10 protein-coding genes are annotated in these 21072 nt (G+C 47.1%); 9 read left to right on the top strand and 1 reads right to left on the bottom strand.

The features are described 5' to 3' along the window. Positions 1-3 precede the first annotated feature (3 nt). From BUB37_RS08335 to BUB37_RS08320, 4 genes are all read left to right on the top strand, one after another. A complete protein-coding gene (locus BUB37_RS08335) occupies positions 4-1665 on the top strand; it encodes a RagB/SusD family nutrient uptake outer membrane protein (protein ID WP_072991651.1) in 1662 nt (553 codons plus the stop codon). A gap of 94 nt (positions 1666-1759) precedes the next feature. Beyond that, the gene (locus BUB37_RS08330) at positions 1760-3820 is read left to right on the top strand and encodes a glycosyl hydrolase 115 family protein (RefSeq protein ID WP_094766601.1); all 2061 of its coding nucleotides are present in this window, start codon (positions 1760-1762) and stop codon (positions 3818-3820) included. A 1-nt stretch (position 3821) separates the two neighbouring features. Further along, positions 3822-6146, top strand: a complete 2325-nt coding sequence (locus BUB37_RS08325; RefSeq protein WP_072991646.1) for a GH92 family glycosyl hydrolase — start codon at positions 3822-3824, stop codon at positions 6144-6146. Positions 6147-6386: 240 nt separating this feature from the next. Next, a complete protein-coding gene (locus BUB37_RS08320; protein ID WP_072991643.1) occupies positions 6387-10421 on the top strand; it encodes a hybrid sensor histidine kinase/response regulator transcription factor in 4035 nt (1344 codons plus the stop codon). A gap of 32 nt (positions 10422-10453) precedes the next feature. Here BUB37_RS08320 and BUB37_RS08315 read toward each other — a convergent pair whose 3' ends face one another. After that, positions 10454-10867, bottom strand: coding sequence for a response regulator (locus BUB37_RS08315; RefSeq protein ID WP_094766600.1), 414 nt, complete (start codon positions 10865-10867; stop codon positions 10454-10456). Between the two features lie 698 nt (positions 10868-11565). On the opposite strand from BUB37_RS08315, the gene BUB37_RS08310 reads away from it, so the two are divergent. The 5 genes from BUB37_RS08310 (at position 11566) to BUB37_RS08290 (ending at position 21046) form a co-directional block, all read left to right on the top strand. Further along, complete coding sequence (locus tag BUB37_RS08310) at positions 11566-14658, top strand: SusC/RagA family TonB-linked outer membrane protein (protein WP_094766599.1); 3093 nt, start codon at positions 11566-11568, stop codon at positions 14656-14658. Between the two features lie 53 nt (positions 14659-14711). Beyond that, positions 14712-16205 carry a RagB/SusD family nutrient uptake outer membrane protein gene (locus BUB37_RS08305; RefSeq protein WP_072991634.1) on the top strand — a complete coding sequence of 498 codons (1494 nt, stop codon included), beginning with the start codon at positions 14712-14714 and terminating at the stop codon, positions 16203-16205. Between the two features lie 39 nt (positions 16206-16244). Then, complete coding sequence (locus tag BUB37_RS08300) at positions 16245-18938, top strand: c-type cytochrome (protein ID WP_072991631.1); 2694 nt, start codon at positions 16245-16247, stop codon at positions 18936-18938. Positions 18939-19078: 140 nt separating this feature from the next. Further along, positions 19079-20212: an FG-GAP repeat domain-containing protein gene (locus tag BUB37_RS08295; protein WP_212635266.1), complete on the top strand. Its 1134-nt coding sequence runs from the start codon at positions 19079-19081 to the stop codon at positions 20210-20212. 27 nt (positions 20213-20239) lie between these two features. After that, positions 20240-21046, top strand: a complete 807-nt coding sequence (locus BUB37_RS08290) for a 3-keto-disaccharide hydrolase (protein ID WP_072991629.1) — start codon at positions 20240-20242, stop codon at positions 21044-21046. Positions 21047-21072: the final 26 nt, after the last annotated feature.

Here is a 21072-nt window from a genome sequence, read left to right as displayed (position 1 = left end):
AAAATGAATAGATATATAAAGAACATCGGAAGGTTGCTATTGGGTATGGCCCTAAGCTTTACCGCGTATTCCTGTAACGACTACTTAGAGGAAGAGAACTACACCAACCTAACGGGAGAGGACTTCATTTCGGAAGATAATGCGGATAGATTGGTGGTAGGTATTTACAATGCCTTAAGGCCCGTATATAAGGGGTATGATGTAACTATGCTAGGTACCGATATCTTTACCACGCAAGGAAACATTGGCACCGACTTAAGCTCGCTGAACGTTTATTTTAACCTTAACAGCAGCAACGGCAGCTTCTCTTCCGAATGGGACCGAAACTACAGTGTGATCAGTAAGGCCAACATTGTTGTAAACCGGTTTACCAACGAAATCTCCTGGACCGATTCGAACCTGTCTGCACGCGACAATGGTATTGCCCAGGCAAAGGGGTTGAGGGCCTTGGCCTATTTCAATCTGGTGCAACAGTTTGGTGGGGTGGTAATTTCCCTGGATGAAATCCAGGAAATTAGTGCCGATTATGCCCGTTCGACCGAAGAGGAGACCTATAACCAGATCATTGCCGACCTCGAAGAGGCGATTCCCGATTTGGAGGCCTACCCCGAAACCGGTCGGTTTTCGAAAAGGGCAGCCCAGCATTTGTTGGCAAAGGTATACCTGACAAGGGCCTATACTTCCTTTGCCGGAACCGATGATTTTGAGAAGGCTGCCGCCCTGGCCGAAAGTGCGATTGATGGCTACGATATCAAGTCGCAAACATATGCCCAGGTATTCGATTACGACAATCAGGTAAACGATGAGGTATTGTTTGCAGTTCAGTATGGTGCAGGTGGGGATTATGAAGACCGCAACAACAACAAACATTCCATACTCATGTTCAGTGTTGATCAATTGCCCGGAATGAACAGGCAAAACCCGTATGGTTTTAAGGACAATAGTGCAATGCCGACCGAATTCTTTTATTCGTTGTTCGACGATAACGATACGAGGGAGGCCGCCACGATGCATAGGGTTTTGTTTGCCAATGTAGAAGATTCGGTGGGTACCGATAAAATTGCGGTTGGGGATACGGTTATCTATTTTCCGAAGAAAGCCCTGACGGCCGATGAACTTGCCGATAAACTCGATCGCTACTACGTATACCAACCAAATCAATATTATTACAACGATTCTCCGGTAGACGTGCCTGGTGTTAATTATAAATATTCGAACAATACGAACACCACCAATTTTCCCATCTTCAAAAAATTTGACGATGTAGGTTTTGATGAGGCGGAAGGTGGTTATAGGGACACCTTCGTTTTTCGGGTGGCGGAGTCGCATTTGATCGCGGCCGAAGCCTATTTGGGAGCTGGTAACATGGCCCAGGCAACTGCACATATGAACGTAGTCAGGGAGCGGGCAACCGGAATCGCCGATTATTATACCACTGTTGATTTGGACGATATTTTGGATGAGAGGGCCTTGGAGCTTGCCGGTGAAACCAGCAGGTGGAACGATCTAAAAAGAACCGGAAAACTGGAAGAGCGTATAAAAATGTACAATCCACATATTATCGATCACGGTTCTTTTGACGCATCCATTCATTTATTAAGACCGATTCCTGCTACTGAGATTATTTTATCCGATAACAATATTGAACAAAATCCAGGGTATTAATTAGGGTGTTGGGCTGGCTAAATATGGACGGGAGGGCTACTCCTGTCCATATTTTTTGGAATACCCTGGGATAGTGGCTTAAATTGCAAATACTATGGCTAAACCATTTCGAATACACAAAATTTTATTGCCATTTATAATGATGGCAACGGTTTCGGTCCATTCCTTTTCAACCGAACTGGTACCGTCTTGCTTCCTAGTGATCGGAAAGAAAGCCGATGCGGTCGAACTGGACGCAGTTCGAGACCTTCAGGCCGATTTGGGAAAAACATTGTCGGTAAACGTTGAGGTGGTTACCGATATGAACGATGTAACCGGCCAGGGAACGATCATTATATTGGGAACCCCTCGGTCAAACCCTGTAATCGCTTCCTTGCACAAATCCAACAAAATACGGCTTACCGATGCCGACCCGGGGCCGAGGGGCGGTATATGGGCCAAAATTGATTGGGCCGATAAAAGAGATGTAATTGTAATAGCGGGTTCCGATGTGCAGGGACTGCAGTATGCAATTTACGACTATTCAAAAGAAGTATTGGGGGTTGATCCGTTGGAATATTGGACGGGAAAGGAAATAGTTGGCAAAAAGCCCGAAGACCTTTTTGCCTTTGAGAATAGGCGTATTGCACCGCCAAAGGTTCCGATACTCTGTTATTTTGAAAACGATGTGGACGAATTGGCCAATTATAGGGGCAAATTGTTACAATACGATTGGGAGAGCTATACCGAAATGATAAACGCACTGGTAAGGCTCAGGTATAATGCCATTCAGTTTTTTGACATGCTTGGGCGCCCCGAGTTTTTTATTCGTCCGGAATATAAAAAAATGACCGATTATCAGGTAGATGTTGCCTATCTTGAAAAGATGATCGACTACGCCCAAAAGAAAGGGATGAAGGTGGCCATAGACTTTGCGCTGGGCTACCAGATACACCCCATGTCTGCCGATAAGGCCACTTGTTGGAAAGACTATAAGCAAGATTGGCTTACGGCCTGGCGTTTTTATTTGGAGAAAACACCGCTGCATAAAACCGATATTTTTATCTTGCGCCCACGTCACCAGGTCTGGGATTGGGAATATGAAAGTAGTTGTGGGGAAAATAAGATTGCTGTTTTTAATGAGGTTTATAAGGCTTTCGGGGATTTGGTAGACGAATATAGGCCCGGAGCCGACAAAGTTTTGGTTTGTTATTCCGATGGGATGGAAATGTGGAATAACGGCTTCAGACCACCAAATGATTGGACGGTCGCTTGGTCGGATCACGGCTTCGGGGATTTTGAGCACCTGCCGAATACAACCGACAATTACAGTTTCGGAACCTATATGCACGCAGGGTTTTGGTTGAACCACACCGTGCACAATCCATACCCCGGCAAAGTGGAATCGGTAATGAAAAACATGTTCGCTACGTATGATGCCGATAAGTTCTGCTTGGTCAACGGGCAAAATTTTCGCCCTTTTTTGCTTAACTTGGAAGCCTATTCGCAAGTATGTGCCGATCCTGAAAGTTTTGATGCCGACGGTTTTTACAAAGCATGGACCGAACGTTATTTTAATGTTGAAAGCGCCAGGCATGCCGTAGCATCGATGAAATACTTGCACAAGGCCCAGGCCGGTCGGATCGGTTATGTGCAACACCTTTGGGAGATTGGGGAGGCGATTTCATACTTGTCCGACAGTCCCATTGAGCGTCCGGGCAAGTCGCCCGTACCCCACGATTACAAAAGGGTAGAAAACGATCTTGAACATGTGAAAGAGACCGAAAAATTCATTGATAGTGCGGTTAGGGAAGCCTCGATGGGAATGAGGAAAGCCACATCCGGTAAAGTTTTTTATCACGATTATGTATATCTGCCTGCCGTCCTGTATCAAGACCTGATTCGTTTTGAGCGAACCTTGCACAGGATGTCGATATGGAAACGGCAATATGAAGAAACGGGGGACCCCGAAATGGTCAAGGCTATCGAAAAAATGCTGCCCCGCGCAAAGAAACAACTGAAGGAAATTTATAAGCATCGTAAACGCGGCGATAAGGCCAAAAAGTGGGAACATTGGTACGCCCCTGAAATCAGGAGGCCCAATAACGGTTTCCCCACCTTTGAAATGCTCGAAGCCATAGACCAAAATTTAAAAACAATCAATAAACCGAACTAAAATGACAGGAAAAACTCCGCTATGGGTTATTCTTGGGATAATTTCCCTAATCTTGACCTTTACCTCTTGCGAAGAAAACACAACTACGTCCGTAGAGACAAATGATGCGGCCCGCGATTGGGTCGACCTTGTTTATCCCCAATTGGATACCGAAAATTCGCGTTGGTTTTTCTTTTCTTCGGCCAACCGGCCCTTCGGTATGGTCAACCTAAGTCCCGATACCGAAATCCATGGGGCCTGGGGCAGTGGCTATCGATACAAAGTAGATACCGTTAAGGGCTTTAGCCACATCCATGCTTGGCAGATGAGCGGACTTTCGGTAATGCCCATTGCCAAGCCCAAAGAAGCCAATAGTGCTGTTTTTGGGGATTTTTATTCGGGTTTTAGCCACGACACCGAGAAAGTGTCCCCAGGGTACCATTATTTGGAATTGGATAGGTATAACATTGCCGTAGAGCTGACAAGTACCAAACGGGTAGGGTTCCATAAATATGCATTTCCGGAATCGGAAAATATACAATCCTCTATTCTTTTTAATTTGAATACCCAGTTGGGGCCTTGTGAAATAAGTGATGGGCATTTGCAAAAAGACGGCAATATGGAGCTTTCCGGAAGTTTTGTAATGCAGCCTACCAGAAGGAGGCCCAAACCGTTGACCACTTATTTTAAGGTAAGATTGAATGTGCCTGTCGCTTCCATAGAACGGGACGATAAGACCAAAAACTATCTTTTGTACCTAGACAAACCTACCCGGCCCGTATTGATGAAAGTCGCCATTTCCTATACCTCGGTAGCCAACGCCGCCCTGAATATGGAAAAGGAACTTCCCCATTGGAATTTCGAGGATGTTGTAAAGTCGTCCAAGGACGAATGGAACGAAATGTTGTCGAGAATACAGGTCGAGGGGGCTTCCGAGAACGATCGGCGCAGGTTTTATACAGATCTTTGGCATGCCCTTCAGGGCCGCCGTATCATAAGTGATGTAAACGGGGCCTACCCCGACAATACGGGAGATCAATTTCGCATAGGCCAGCTGCCGTTGAACGCCGACGGAAATCCCAAGTTCAACCATTACAATTCCGATTCGTTTTGGGGCGCGCAGTGGACCATTAATACCTTATGGGGCTTGGTATATCCTGAAATCATGAAAGAATTCAGCCTCTCCATGATGCAGTATTACCAAGACGGGGGACTGGTACCCCGCGGTCCGTCAGGGGGCAATTATACCTATGTAATGACCGGGGCCTCGTCAACACCCTTCATTGTCTCGGCCATTCAGAAAGGGCTTATCGAAGAAGATTTGGATGGGATTTACAAAGCCCTGAGAAAGAACCATATGCCCGGGGGCATTATGGGCAAGGCGGGCTATGAGCACAATACCGATATCGGTGGGGGAATGGCCCACTATCTCGAAAAAGGCTATGTGCCGTACCCATTGCCCGAAGGCAGGCATGGCATTCACCTAGACGGTTCAGGCCAAACACTTGAATATGCCTACCAAGATTATACCCTTGCCCAGTTGGCCCAAAAACTGAACAAGCACGAAGACTATGATTATTTTATGAAGCGCTCTAAAAACTACAGAAACGTTTTCAATGGCGAAGAGGGTTGGATGGCTCCCAAAGAAGCATCGGGCCAATGGAAAAAAGACTTTGATCCCTATGCCTATGAAAATGGTTTTGTAGAATCGAACGCCGCACAGTCTACATGGTTCGTACCGCACGACCTCGATGGTTTGGGCGAATTGATGGGAGGCAAGGGGAAGGCCGTTGAAAAGTTGGACCAACAGTTCAAAAAGGCCGAAGAATTGAATTTTACCTCGGGCAGCTCCCACGAGAGCGAATTGCATCCCGAGTACCGGCGTATACCGATCAATCTCGGCAACCAGCCCTCTATACAAACCCCCTTCGTTTTCAACAAACTGGGCAGGCCCGACCTAACCCAGTATTGGACGCGGACCGTGGTAAAAAGGACATTTAGTGGCCTTGCCCCGAATACCGGATATAACGGTGATGAAGACCAGGGCCTGATGGGGAGTTTGAACGTACTGTACAAGATTGGACTTTTTCAAATGAACGGAGGAACCGAGGAAAATCCTGAATACCAAATAGGGAGCCCTATTTTCGATAAGGTAACCATCCGCCTGAATCCCGAATTTTATCCAGGGGGGCAGTTCGTGATTACTGCAAACAACAACGGAGAGAACCATTTTTATTCAGGGAAGCCTGTGTTTAAAGGTGAAGTTTTGAACGATTACGCCATCAAGCACAACGATATAGTAAATGGCGGGGAACTGCTGCTTAACATGGTCGAATCGCCAAATTAGTTGGCAACCAAATTCTTACCTTGCGGTTCTGGGGAATCTGCCGTGTAATATGTATGGCCAGTTGCCCTGGACGGACAGCAATTGGTGGATCTGCAGGGTATACCTACCGATGTATGCTCGGTCGGCGCGATTAAATGAAAGGGATAAACCTTGGGCACAGATGATAAAAACCAGGGTGGGTCCTTAATTTTATATTTTAGTTGGTTAATAAGTAGGTCTCGAATTTCGTAACCAAGCCCTATGAGATATTATTGTACCATTTTTATCATCTTGTTCATGGGGGGAAAGGGCTTTGCCCAAGATATTAAATTCGGCCATTACAATGATGGCAATGGACTCTCCCATAATTCGGTAAGGCATATAGTACAGGACAAATACGGTTTTCTGTGGTTCGGAACGTTTTCCGGACTGAACCGTTTCGATGGCTATCAATTCAAGTCCTACCTCAGTACATCAACAGGGCTTAAGTCTATTCTCAATAATGATATTACCGCTCTGGCAATAGATGAGGAATCGAACCACCTATGGATCGGTACCCGTGGTGGTTTGACGCTTTTGCATACCGATACACATAGTTTCAAGACCTTTCTTCCCGATTCCAATAAAGATGATGCCCTTCCTGAACAGGAGATACGTTCGGTCTATGTCGATAAATTTAAAAGGATCTGGGTGGGCACAAGAACCAAGGGCCTTACCATTTTTCATCCCGATGAGGAAAGTTTCAAGAGGGTTGAAATTGAAGGTTTCGAATACGTTAAACAGATAGTTGAAGATAGCAAAGGGAATATTTGGGTAGGAAGTTTTGGCACGGGCGGCATTGCGAAAATAACCCTAGACAACAAGGGAAACATAGATAAAATAGCTACCTACGATTTACCAATACCGAATTCATCCGAAAAGAATCCCTATCTGAACTTTATCTACGAAGACCATAAGGAGGATGTTTTTATCGGTACCCGCGAAGGCCTTTATAAATTGGACAAGGAAGCTGACAATTTTGAAAACCTCTATATTGCCGATAATGAGCTCAGAAACAACCTAGGGCCCTATTTTTTGTCCGTCGCCCGGGCGCCCGATGGAAAGTACTGGGTCGGTACCCTGGGAGGACTTTTGGTTTGTGATAAGCTCGAAGATATCGATCAAGGAAAATTCACGCATTATCACTCCATCCTGTCCGACGGCAATTCGCTTGTAGACAACTTGGTTTCCGCCCTCTATTTCGACGCCTCTGGGGTATTGTGGATCGGCACCGAGGACGGACTCGACAAGTACGACCCCTTTGAAAACCAGTTCAGCCTCAATAAGGATATCTCCCAATACATTGGAGGGAAAGTCCCCAGAATAAGGGGCTTTTCAAAAACCTACGATGGTGAGGTGTTGGTGGCGACTAAGCATCACGGACTTTTTATATCCGAAGGGGAAGATTTTAGGCCCCTCTTTCACGACCAACTTGAGATTGCCAGTGTATTTTCAAACGATGGCAAGGTTTTTTATTGTGGCTTGTGGAATGGCAAGGTCCTCGTCTACGACTACCTGAAGAATAAGGGCCGCAAAATCGACGTGGGCTTCGAGGGTGCCCCGGTCACCGCCTTTGCCAATGCCGCTACCCACCAACTGTTGATCGGGTCCTTTGGTGAGGGGGCGGTCTTGTTCGACACCCGTAAAGACCTTCCGGTATCCGGGGTATCCCGGGTTTTGGAGGGGTACGAGATCAATGCCATGACCTCTGACGGTAAGGGCCATATTTGGCTGGCCACCGAAAATGGTGTCGTAAAGTTTGATATCGAATCGAAGGCACATGTGGCCTATGACATAAGGGCTGAGCACGTTCTGAACAACGAGGATGCCGCCGATATCAGCGATGTGGCCATTGACGGAAAAGGGCGGGTTTGGGCCTCTTCGCGCTTCGGACTTGGTCATTACGATGCCGATTTGAACGATTTTGTGGTTTTGACAAAACCTACCGAGCTTTCGGGCAGGTGGGTCACCGATATCTTGGTCGATAAAGTCGGCGACCTTTGGTTGAACATGAACAACAACAGTGTGGCCAAGCTCAATGCGGAAGGGGAAGAGGTCAATATCTACCACGTTACCAGTGGCAACAGGCTGGATATATTTAGTTCAAAGGGATTTTACACTGCGGACGGAACCCATATCTATTTGGGTGCTAAGAACGGAATTATCCATTTTTCTACAGAAACATTGGAGCAGAATTTAATTACCTCCAAACCGGTTATCTCCGAGTTTAGAATAGCCAACCGCGAAGTGTTTCCCGGTATGGTGGTCAACGGTCAAGTACCCTTGAAAAAGGACATTAATTTCAGCAAATCCGCAGAGTTGAATTATGACAACCGGAATTTTTCCATACAATTCTCCGAACCTTCCTTTGCCAACGAAAAATTGAATAAATTTCAATACATGCTCGAAGGTTTCGATAAGGAATGGATCACCACCGACGGTTACTCCAGAACCGTGCAGTACACCAACCTTTACCCCAACGACTATGTATTTAAAATTCGCTCGCGTAACGGGGATGGGCAGTGGAGCGATACGGTTGCTTACAACATAAAGATCTTACGTCCCTTTTGGCTTACCCCCGAAGCCTTTGTTTTCGCATTGGCGGTTTTAGGGCTTGTTTTCTACCTCGTTCGCAAGGAGTTGGACAAGCGCATAAAGTTGAGAAGGGAACTGTTGACCGAAAAAGTGAATCGGGAGCACGACATAAAATTGAACAACGAAAAGTTGCGCTTCTTTACGAATATTTCGCACGAGTTGCGCACCCCATTGACACTGATTTTGGGCCCCGTAAAACAATTGATGGAAGAGGGATCGGAAGAAATAAGCGATTATCGAAAAAGTAGGTACGAACTAATTTACCAGAATGCCAATCGGTTGTTCTCACTGGTCAACCAAGTGCTCGACTTTAGAAAGGCCCAAAGTGGCGAACTGCAACTGAAAACAACCAAAACCGATATTTTGGCCTACTCCAAAAATATCTTCGATTCGTACAAGGAACTCGCCCACAACAAAAACATTACCCTCGAGTTTATTGCCGAAAATGAAAGCATTATAGGTTGGGTAGATAATGACAAGTACGATAAAATACTTTATAACCTCCTGTCCAATGCCTTGAAATTCACGCCCGACTTTGGGCACGTGGACCTGTACCTGAGATACGACGAGCAAACGGGCTATCTTACCGTTGAGGTGAGCGACGATGGAATCGGCATTCCGATAAAAAGCCAAAAAAAGATTTTTGACCGCTTTTATCAGGCCACCACGAGCAAACAGAACAATACCGGTTCGGGTATCGGGCTTTCCTTGGTACGGTCCCTGGTCAAACTGCACAAGGGGAGCATAAAAGTAAAAAGTGCACCCAACAAGGGAAGTGCCTTCACTTTAGAAATTCCCATCGAAAGGCATTTTTACACCCATGACGAGGTGTTCGAGTTTTTGCTCCCTCCTTCGGCCGAGGAAGACGGTACCTTAAAGGGGCTGCCCAAGAAAACGATCCACAACACCGAGCTGAAACAAAAGATCCTTGTGGTCGATGACAATATTGAGCTGCGCAAGTACTTGGTAGACTATCTATCGGGCTTTTACAAGGTATATGAAGCCGAGAACGGGGAAGTGGCCCTTAAAATGTGCAGAAAGATAAAGCCAACGGTCTGTATATGCGATATTATGATGCCGGTAATGAGCGGCCTGGAGTTTTGCGAACGCTTAAAGAACGACCAATTTATCAGCCATATCCCCGTAGTACTCCTAACGGCCTTGTCCGACAATAAAGATAAGGTCAAGGGCTATGGTACGGGTGCGGACGGGTATCTGGTAAAACCTTTCGACCCTTCGTTATTAAAAATGATGATCGAGAACATTATAAGGTCGCGTTTAGATCTCAAGGCAAAGTTTTCGGGGGAAACGGAAAGTGAAGTAGGGCTTTTGACCCATTCCCCTGTCGACCGGCAATTGATGCAAAAGGTCACCGAATTGATCGATAGGAACCTCGACAAGGCCGATCTTTCGACCACCTTTTTATGCCAAGAGCTCGGCATGAGCTCGTCAAAACTCTATCAAAAAATAAAGGAGCTTACAGATTTGGCCCCAAAGGAATTTATAAGGACGGTAAGGCTAAAAAAAGCAGCCGGCCTATTAAAATCCAAAAAGTACAATGTTTCTGAAGTGACGGCCCTGACCGGATTCAACGACCCTTTGTATTTTAGTCGCTGTTTTAAGAAACAGTTTGGTTATCCGCCCAGTAAGTTGATCAAGTGATAGGGGAGTCAAAGGAAAGGATGTTACTGTATTTAAAGCTTCTCCTTTACGCATAGATTTGTGTAAAGTAATTTAATGTTCGATATGCTGAGGGGTTTGATAAACCGCTTTTTGACCCTCGACTTGATTTCATCCGGAGCCTCATCGAGGCAATTGCTATAGGACGATGCCATGTATATGTCCATCTCATTTAGGGGGATGGCCCGCGCAATGGCCTCTTCCAAAAATTCGAAACCGTTCATCTTTGGCATTTGCCAGTCTAACAACAAAACGCTGGGCAAGCGAAAAACGCCGTTTGACTCCTTCCATTTCTCAAACCACCTCAAGGCTTCTATAGGGCAGTCGTACGAAATTATTTCCGAGGTTAGCCCATGCCGTTTGAGTTTGATACGCATATCAAATTGTGAGACCAAATCATCATCGATTAACATTATAAGTGGTGTCATCCTTAAAATATTTTGAAGTAAAATTCTTACATATTATAAAGGTAACTTAAAATAGAATAGGAAAAAGATTATTTTTTCTAAAATATGCTAGAATTGCCTAAACTTTATGATAATGGTCAATTACCAATTGAAATGTCAAGAAATGACTATAACGTTTACGTTGTATCACAGGTAGGGGCCATATGGGGTGTGTGGCAAAGCCGTTCAAGGAAATATAGGAATCGGATAAACCCATTTCTTCCTCAAATGAAGTGTTTTGCGGTACCTGTTTAAATGGAAAAGGGCTCCGGGCTTTCATTGGAAGCTATTAGTTTTATTTGGGCGCTTCCGGTATGTTTTATCGCTTAAAGGGCTTGTGGAAATTTGAATATTTATGATGGAATATTGATCCGTTTGATTTACTTAAGATTTTGCGTTTTCCGTCGTGGCGCTTGCTATTGTTCTATTTCCGCTTTTTTTCTTCCCTTTTGTCAAATTTGGTTTAAGTTTTCTCAACATAATCTTATGTAGGGTGTATTTTTTATAATTAAACAATGATATTTTGGTGTGTTGTTGAAAAATCCATAACCAATATTGTCATTTCAGCAGGATAGTACAGGATAGCGAAAACCTTTTAGTACAATACATTTGGAAGTAATCGGTGGAGTCGCCAGCTCCCTCGACTCAACTAATCGCTAACTTGTTTAATGAAAACTACTATGACAAAAATCCTATTTGGGTTAAAAACCTTGTATTTTGGTTTTGCCCTGTTATTAACATTTACGGCCCACGCCCAGAGTACTACTGTGAGCGGCACCGTAACCTCGGCTGACGATGGTTTCGGTTTACCAGGGGTCAACGTTATCGTTAAAGGAACTACAAACGGTACCGTTACAGATTTTGACGGAAAGTACAGCCTTAATGTGCAGGATGCGAATGCCACACTGGTCTTCTCCTACATTGGCTTTACGACACAAGAAATTCCAGTTAATGGTCAGAGCGTAATCAACGCCACCATGACCGAAGACGCAACGGCCCTGGAGGAAGTGGTGCTCGTCGGTTACGGTACCCAGATCAAAAGACAGGTTACCGGATCCGTACAGACCATCGATGCACAAGAATTGGCCGATATTCCGGTCTCCCAGGTCACCCAAAAGATCCAAGGTAGGTTGGCCGGTGTTCAGATCAATCAGACTACGGGTAAACCGGGTCAGGGCATGTCGGTGCGTATTAGGGGGCAACTTTCCGTATCGGGCGGTAGTGATCCCTTATATGTAATCGACGGTTTCCCTATCTCAGGGGGAATAAACGCCATCAATCCCGATGAAATCGAAGACATTACCATTCTCAAGGATGCGGCCTCCACATCGCTTTACGGTTCCCGTGCGGCAAATGGGGTGGTTTTGATTACCACCAAAACCGGAAAGGCCGGTGAGACCAATGTGAGCTTCAATACGTCTACGGGTATACAATATGTGCCCGAACGGGGAAGGATAGATATGATGGATGCCGTGGAGTTCGCCCAGTTCAAAAAGGAGTACTACGAAGACCAGGGCGATCCCGTCCCTGAAATTTTCCAAGATCCCTCGCAATATGAAGGAAAGACCAACGACTGGTACGACGCCCTGTTGCGAACGGCTCCCATGCAGAATTACAACTTGACCATTACATCCAACAAGGATAAGCTCAAAACCTCGGTCGTTGCCGGTGTGTTCTTGCAGGATGGGGTCGTGCTGAACTCCGACTATGAGCGATATTCCCTTCGCGTCAACTTGGATTATGCCATTTCCGATAAGGTAAGGGTGGGCTTTAACGTAGCCCCCAACCATATAATCGACAACGTGCCAAGAACCGATGGTAGCCGTGGTACGGGAATACTTTTTAATGCCTTGCACACATGGCCGATCATGCCTATTTACAACGAAGACGGTACCCGAACCACCTTTAATCGCTTCCCTGCCGATACGGGTAATATATTCTCTTACGCCAACTGGTTGACATCGGCGGAGCAGATCAAAAACGAGACCAAGGAAGTGAATATCCTGTCGAACGCCTTTATAGAATACAAGCCGATAGAGGGACTTAGTATTAAATCGAGCATCAATGCCGAATTCTACAATAGCAAGTACGAGTTTTTCAGTCCGTCTACGGCGACCTATCGTATAAATGTACCTATTCCGACTACGGCCGAGGCCATTTGGGAAGACGAAAACGACTTCTCTTACTTGAACGAGAACCTGGTGACCTACACCAAAAATTTCGGGGACCACGACTTTTCCCTATTGGGCGGGTTCACCTATCAAAAATTCAGAAGGGACTTTAGCCGGGTCGCCGCCGATACTTTTGCCGACGACCGTTTGCCCACCATTCAGGGGGCGGCCAATATCAACAGGGGCGGTACCTACGATCGGGTACAGGAATGGAGCTTGGTTTCCTTTCTTTCGCGGTTGACCTATAACTACAAGGGAAAATACTTGCTTACGGCAGCCATACGTAGGGACGGTTCGTCCCGTTTCGGGGCCGATAACCGTTGGGGTAATTTCCCATCCGTATCCGCCGGTTGGATCATGTCCGATGAAACCTTTATGGAAAACCAAGAAGCCATTTCCATGCTGAAGTTAAGGGCCAGTTACGGGGTAACGGGTAACAACAATATAGGTAACTATACCCAGTACGCCTTGATCGACAACACGGTAAACGCCGTATTCGACAACGAATTTGCACCGGGATCGGCGGTAAGCTCGCTTTCCAACTCAAACTTGGGCTGGGAGACGACCAAGCAGTTCGATGTAGGTCTTGATCTAAGCCTTTTCAACGATCGGGTGGCCTTTGTCTATGACTTCTATACCAAGAACACGACCAACTTATTGTACAATGTACAGGTTCCCCGTGAGTCGGGCTTTACCAACTTTAGTGACAACATTGGTGAAATTAAGTTCTGGGGCCACGAATTTGCCGTAAATACCGTAAATACTACGGGTAAGTTCAAGTGGACCACCAATGCCAACATTTCCTTTAACCGAAATGAGGTAGTGGCACTGGCAGAAGGTATCGACAGGGTCTACGGTCCCGGTGGCTGGCACATCACCAAGGTAGGTGAGCCCTTTGGCCAGTTTTACGGCCACTTGTCCGACGGGGTTTATTTGAACCAAGAAGATTTGGACAACTCCCCACAGGTGCCCGGCCGGTCTACCGTCGGAAGTATTAAATTGATCGACGTTAATGGCGACGGGGTAATTACCCGTGGAGGTGACGACGACGATCGCGCCATTATGGGCAATCCGTTTCCGGATTTTACCTATGGTATAACCAATAACATCAAGTACGGCAATTGGGATTTCTCAATAGTGGGTACGGGATCACAGGGCAACGAGCTGTTGGTGCGCCACTTGTACAGTACCACCAACTTGGACGGCGTATTCAACCTGCTGTCGGATGTAAAATATCGATTTAGGTCCGAAGAGAACCCGGGTAGGGGCTTTTACGGTACCACTGTAGGTGGCGGTAACGTTACCGGTATCGAAAGGGATTGGATCAACGATCGTTTTGTGGCCGATGCATCCTACTTCAACATTCGCAATATTACCTTGGGCTATACATTGGATGGGGTAGACCGCTTCTTTAAGTCGGCCAGAATCTATGCATCCGTACAAAACGCCTATATATTTACGAAGTACTGGGGCGGACCTAACCCCGAGATCAGTGTTCAGAACGACGGTAACGGCGATGGGGGCAACTTGGCCTCTGGAGTTGATATATCGGGTTATCCGGTACCACGCATATTTAGTCTTGGATTAAACTTTAACTTCTAATCAATCGTCATTTCATTTTAAATGAATCTGACTATCCGTAAAAAAATAAAAAGATGAAAAAAATATATTTATTTCTCGTAATGCTAGGGGTCTTGGCCACGGGTTGCGAAGACGAACTCACCATCTTCCCCGAAGATTCGTTAAGTGTTCCTACCTTCTACCAAACCCAGGTCGATTTTGAGCAGGCGATCAATGGTACTTACGTGCCGTTGCGAACCATATACAACCAATCAAAGGCGTATTTGGGCGAAATGCACTCCGATAATACCTATTACGCCCGTAACACGGCGTTCGGGGCTACCGAACAACAGGAAGATGTGGCCGATTTTGCCATTCCTACCGATAATGGTATTACGACCAATAACCATGTAACCAATATCTATGTAGAGCACTACAAGATCATTGCCCGCGCCAACCAAATCCTGGTTACGATAGATGAGGCCGAATTTGACGAGGCCGAAAAAAACAACATCAAAGGGCAGGCCTTGTTCTTGAGGGCCTTCTCCTACTTTGACCTGGTTCAGTTTTTTGGTAGCGTGCCTATGCACTTGGTACCCGTTCTCTCAAGGGAAGATGCGGCTTTGCCACTATCAAGTCCCGATGAGATCTATGCACAGATCATCGGCGATGTACAGACGGCCATTACCTTGTTGCCCCCAAAATCGCAACAACAGGCCGGTCGGGTAACCTCCGGGGCGGCCCGAACGCTTTTGGCCAATATGTACATCGTACGCCAACAATGGGCCGAGGCGGAAACCCAGTTAAGGGCCGTGGTCAACAGCAACGAATACGAGCTGATGCCCAATTACGAAGATGCCTTTTCAGGAAACAGCGATAACAAGAACAACATGGAGTCGGTTTTCGAAGTGCAGTACAAAGAAGGGGCCGAAGGCCTGAACGGAAGCTTCCTCTATAACTTCTTGCCCAGGCCGATTACGGCCGAAGAGGTGGGGGCCATTACCCAAACTTCAAACCCCCAGCCCTTGAACGGGGAAGGGAACAACATTCCCACTCCCGACATTATCGCCGCCTATGAGGATGGTGACCTAAGAAAGGATGCATCGATACAATATGTAACCCTCAGCGAAAGCTTCTGGAGGGATGGTACCTATCCGATCATAAAAAAGTATGTCGAGCCGCATTCATTGCACGGCAACCACGGTATGAACTTTCCGGTCTATCGCTACTCCGAGGTATTGCTTTTCTTGGCGGAAGCCCTTGAGGAGCAAGGAAAATCGGGAGAGGCCCTGCCATTTTTGAACCAAGTGCGCGCACGTGCGGGTCTGGGAGATCCGGTCGGCGACCTGGGCGAAGCCATTTTTAGGGAGCGTAGGGTAGAATTGGCCTTTGAGAACAAACGTTGGTTGGATTTGGTCAGAACGGGGCGTGCGGTAGATGTGATTACCGCTTATGGGAACCGGATCAAATCAAATCCGAACGATTATTATTACCCGGAAGGGGCGGAGCCCAGAAGCAATGCTTTTACCAATATTAGCCTAACATTTGGGCTTCCAGCTTCCGAATCGTCTCTAAACCCAAATTTTTAGTACCTTCAAGGGACAAACCAAATAACTAAAAAAAAGTACATGAACAGAATTTCACTTTTGGCTGCCGCTATGGTCCTTTTACTGGTCTCTTGTGGACCGGATAAAGGAAGCAAGGCGGATGCCCCTGAAAATCAAGACCCTAAAATAGCCAAGTTAAAGCTTCAACCCGGGTTTGAGGCCGAGCATTTATATAGTCCGAGCGAGGCGGGTACGGGATCATGGGTGGCCATGACCTTTGATGACAAAGGACGTTTGATCACTTCCGATCAGTACGGTTCGCTTTATCGAATGGAAGTGGCTCCTATCGGATCTGATAATCTGACCCCGAAAATCGAAAAATTAAAGATCGAGACCGGAGGTCAGGTGCCCGATTCGATTATCCAAATGGGCTATGCCCAGGGCTTGCTGCATGCCTTCAACAGTCTGTATGTGATGGTCAATCATTGGGGTAACGAAGAATTCGAGAAAAGCAGTGGTCTTTACCGGCTTCAAGATACCGACAATAACGACCAATACGACAAGATAACCCTGTTGCAAGAACTCAAGGGAGCGGGCGAACACGGTCCGCACAGTATTGTGCTTTCCCCCGATGGCAAGTCTTTGTATGTCATTGCCGGGAACCACACCGATCTTCCTGAAATGGATACCTATCGTTTGCCCAACAATTGGAAAGACGATAACCTTTTCCCTCAGATCAAAGATCCCCGTGGCCACGCCAACGATAGGGGGGCTCCAGGTGGATGGGTGGCCAAGCTCGACCCCGACGGTAAGAATTGGGAGTTGGTGGCCGCCGGGTTTAGAAACCCTTACGACCTCGCCTTTAACGAATTGGGCGATATGTTCGTTTACGATTCCGATATGGAATGGGACCTGGGGATGCCCTGGTACCGGCCCACTAGAATTTGCCATGTGACAAGCGGTGCCGAATTCGGTTGGAGAACGGGTAATGGAAAATGGTCGCCGGCCTACCCGGACAACCTTCCGCCCCTGATGAACATCGGCCAGGGATCACCGACCAATGTCATGTATGGCATCAATGCCAAGTTTCCTGACAAATACAAGCGCAGCGTTTTTGCCTTTGACTGGAGTTTCGGTATCGTCTATGCCATTGAACTGGAAACCAAGGGGTCTTCCTATACGGGAACCAAGGAAGAATTTTTGTCGGGTCTGCCCTTGCCCTTGACCGACGGCGTTATCGGACCCGATGGGGCGATGTATTTCATGACAGGGGGGAGAAGGCTCGATTCCGACCTATATCGTGTGTATTACGATGGGGATTTGGACGAGGCTGGGAACACGGCCTTGGCCCTGGAACAGACCGAGGAAAACAAATTACGAAAGGAGCTGGAAAGCTATCACCTCGGTCCTAAAGATGGGGCGGTAGAGGCAGCTTGGCCCTATTTGGACAGTGAAGACCGCTTTTTGCAATATGCTGCAAGGGTGGCCATAGAACATCAACCTGTTCGTTTGTGGCAAGATAAGGTGTATGCCGAAACCGACGCCGTTAAAAAGATCCAAGCGGCCATTGCCTTGGCCCGACAGGGCGACAGCGGCCAGCAGGATAAATTGTTGAACGCATTAACGGAAATCGACTACATCAATCTAAGCACGGCCCAACAAGTAGATTTGGTACGGGCCATCGAACTGACCTTGGCACGCATGGGCAAACCGGGTACGGCTGCACAGAAGCGGGTACGCGATTACCTGGCATCGCACTATCCCGCCGAATCCGATGTGCTCAATCAGTTGTTGAGCAAGACATTGGTTTATGTGGGCGAGCCAACCGTGGTTTCCAAAACCTTGGCCTTGTTGGAATCGCCAAAAGGGGAGAACGCATCGGTAATGGCCAATACGGCTACCGAGGCCGCCGACCTTATCTTGAGAAATCCGCAGTACGGAATGGACATTGCCGAGACCTTGAAGAATATGCCCCCGGCCCAAAGCACCTATTACGGTACGGTACTTAGCGAGGCGACCAATGGATGGACGCCCGAACTCAGGGAGAAATACTTTAAATGGTTCTACAAGGCCTTTTCGTACAAAGCGGGAAGAAGCTATATCGGTTTTATAGAAAAAGCAAGGCAAAGTGCCTTGGCCAACGTTTCTAAAAGCAAGTTTGATCTCTATAACGAAATGTCAGGCGATTCCCTATTGAGCAGTTCGGGCAACGATCTGGTCTCGAACGCGGTGCAACCCAAGGGACCTAGAAAGAATTGGGCAGTGGAGGATATCGAGCCCTTGTTGGCGGACGGGCTCCAAAACAGGGATTTCGAGCAGGGCAGGAACATGTTCCTGGCCACCAACTGTATCACTTGCCATAGCATGCGGGGCGAAGGACAGAATATCGGACCCGATCTTACACAAATAGGAACCCGGTTCTCTCCGGCCGATATGCTCAAGGCCATTATCGATCCCAGCGAGGTGATTTCCGACCAATACAACTCGACGGTTTTTACCCTAAAGGACGGGAATTCGGTAGTGGGACGCTTGATCAGTGAAGAGGGGGACGAATATAAAATAAGCCAAAACCCATACGCGCCCGATGTTATCAGGAGTATTCCAAAAGAACAGGTGACGGGTACGAGAATGTCGACCATTTCGCTGATGCCTCCCGGAACCATAAACCGATTGGGCCCTGATGAGGTGAAAGACCTCTTGGCGTATTTGATAGCCGGTGGAAATAAGGACAACCCCATTTTTTCGGGGGAAGATGAAGCGCAGGCCGGGCAGTAAGCATGAACGAAACTTTAATTGCCTATTCCAAGATGTCTAACATAGCTTTTTTTACTAGACGCTTCGATTTGAGGGTGTTGCAAAACATAAAACCTGTACGCCAAGCGTACAGGTTTTATGCCATTGGCATGTTTGCTTTTATGGCAAACGGGCCGCTATACGGGCAGGCAGATTCCCAGGTTGTCAGGAGTATCCATTTTGAAAAATGGCCGATAGCTTCCGAAAGCTACGAATCGGTCGATGTCTTTGATGTCGACAACGACGGAAATGTGGATATCGTTTCCGGGGCGTTCTGGTACGAGGGACCCTCCTTCGAAAAAAGACACGATATAGGCGGCCCCAAACGCTTCGGTGAGTACTACGATCATTTTTCGACGATTCCCTTGGATGTCGACGGTGACGGAAAAACCGATTTTGTTACCGGGGGATGGTTCGATGGACGCTTGGTCTGGAAGAAAAATACGGGCAAAAAAGGCCCTTGGCCTGAACATTTGATAGCCGAAATCGGAAACATTGAAACGACCCGGGCGTGGGACATTGATGGAGACGGGGTATTGGAGATCGTTCCCAACACACCCAACGATTCGCTGCGCATACATAAATTGGTACGCGGTGAAAGCGGTAAGGAAGGCGTAAGGTTCTTATCGCATGCCATTGCCGATAAACAAGGCCACGGTCTGGGTTTTGGCGATATCAACGGAGATGGGCGGGTAGACATCGTTGTGCCCAACGGATGGCTCGAAGCGCCCGAACGACCCCTTCAGGACGCCTGGCCGTTTCACCAAGAGTTTGACCTTGGAACCACCAGCGTACCCATTATAGTGGCCGATGTAAACCACGACGGCCTGAGCGATCTTATCGCGGGACAGGGGCACGGCTACGGCTTGCACTGGTACGAACAAATACCCCTAAAAAAAGGGAAAGGCTTGCGGTGGAAGAAACATGTAATCGACCCCTTTAATTCCCAATACCACACAATGGAGTGGGAAGATCTTGATGGGGATGGCCAAAACGAATTGGTTACGGGCAAACGCTATAAGGCGCACAATGGAAAGGATCCCGGAGGATTTGATCCCGTTGGCCTGTATTATTTCAAATGGACGGGGGAGAATTTTAGCAAACAGGTAATCGATTATGGAACCTATGGCAAAGGCAAGGGCACCGGAGTTTATTTTGCCGTGTCCGATGTAAACAACGACCATAGGAAGGATGTCGTCGTGGCAGGGAAAGACGGACTGGTCGTCTTTCTTAACAAAGAGTTGAAAACCAACTAAATTAACGGATTGTTAGAAAATTATACTATGATAAAAAAAATTGGAAATAACGGACTGGTCGTTTTCATGGTCCTAAGTTTAGGCCTAAACGCCTGTAAGGAAAAACAAGAAAAAAAAGAAGGCAAAGGACTTGCGGAAGAAGTGGTGGCGGATGCGGATGGATTTGTACCTATCTTTGATGGTAAGACCCTCGACGGATGGGAAGGAGACCCCAAATACTGGAGTGTGCAAAACGGTAATTTAACCGGGGAGGTTACTCCCGAAACCCTGCTTGACAACAATACCTTCATTATTTGGCAAGGAGGCCAGCCTAGCGATTTCGAACTGAAGTTGGAGTTTAGGATCGCCGATGCCGGAAACAGTGGAATCAACTATCGCAGCGATAAAATCGATACGATTCCCTACGCTTTGAGGGGCTATCAGGCCGATATTGACGGGAAAATCAGGTATACGGGCCAGAATTATGAGGAGAAAAAAAGGGCCACCTTGGCCTATCGCGGCGAAAAGGTCGTCATCCATACCCAAGACCATCCGGACGAGCCGGGATCCCTCAGGGCCAATGTTCAGCGCAATTGCTGGCAGAGCAGGGAGGTAGTAGGCTCCTTGGGCGAATCGGATGCCTTGAAAACAAAAATTAAACACGAAGACTGGAACGAGGTACACCTTATCATCAAGGGCAACCATTTGCAGCATTATGTCAATGGCGTTCTCATGAGCGATGTGGTCGATGAGGATACGGTCAACCGTAAGGCTTCGGGATACCTGGGGGTACAAGTACATGTGGGGCCCCCGATGAAGGTCGAATACAGGAACATTCGTTTAAAACAGTTATAGTAAAATTTTATGCAAGAGATGATGCC

The organism is Pseudozobellia thermophila (assembly GCF_900141855.1).
Lineage (GTDB): Bacteria > Bacteroidota > Bacteroidia > Flavobacteriales > Flavobacteriaceae > Pseudozobellia > Pseudozobellia thermophila.
This window is presented reverse-complemented; position numbering and strand designations above follow the sequence as displayed.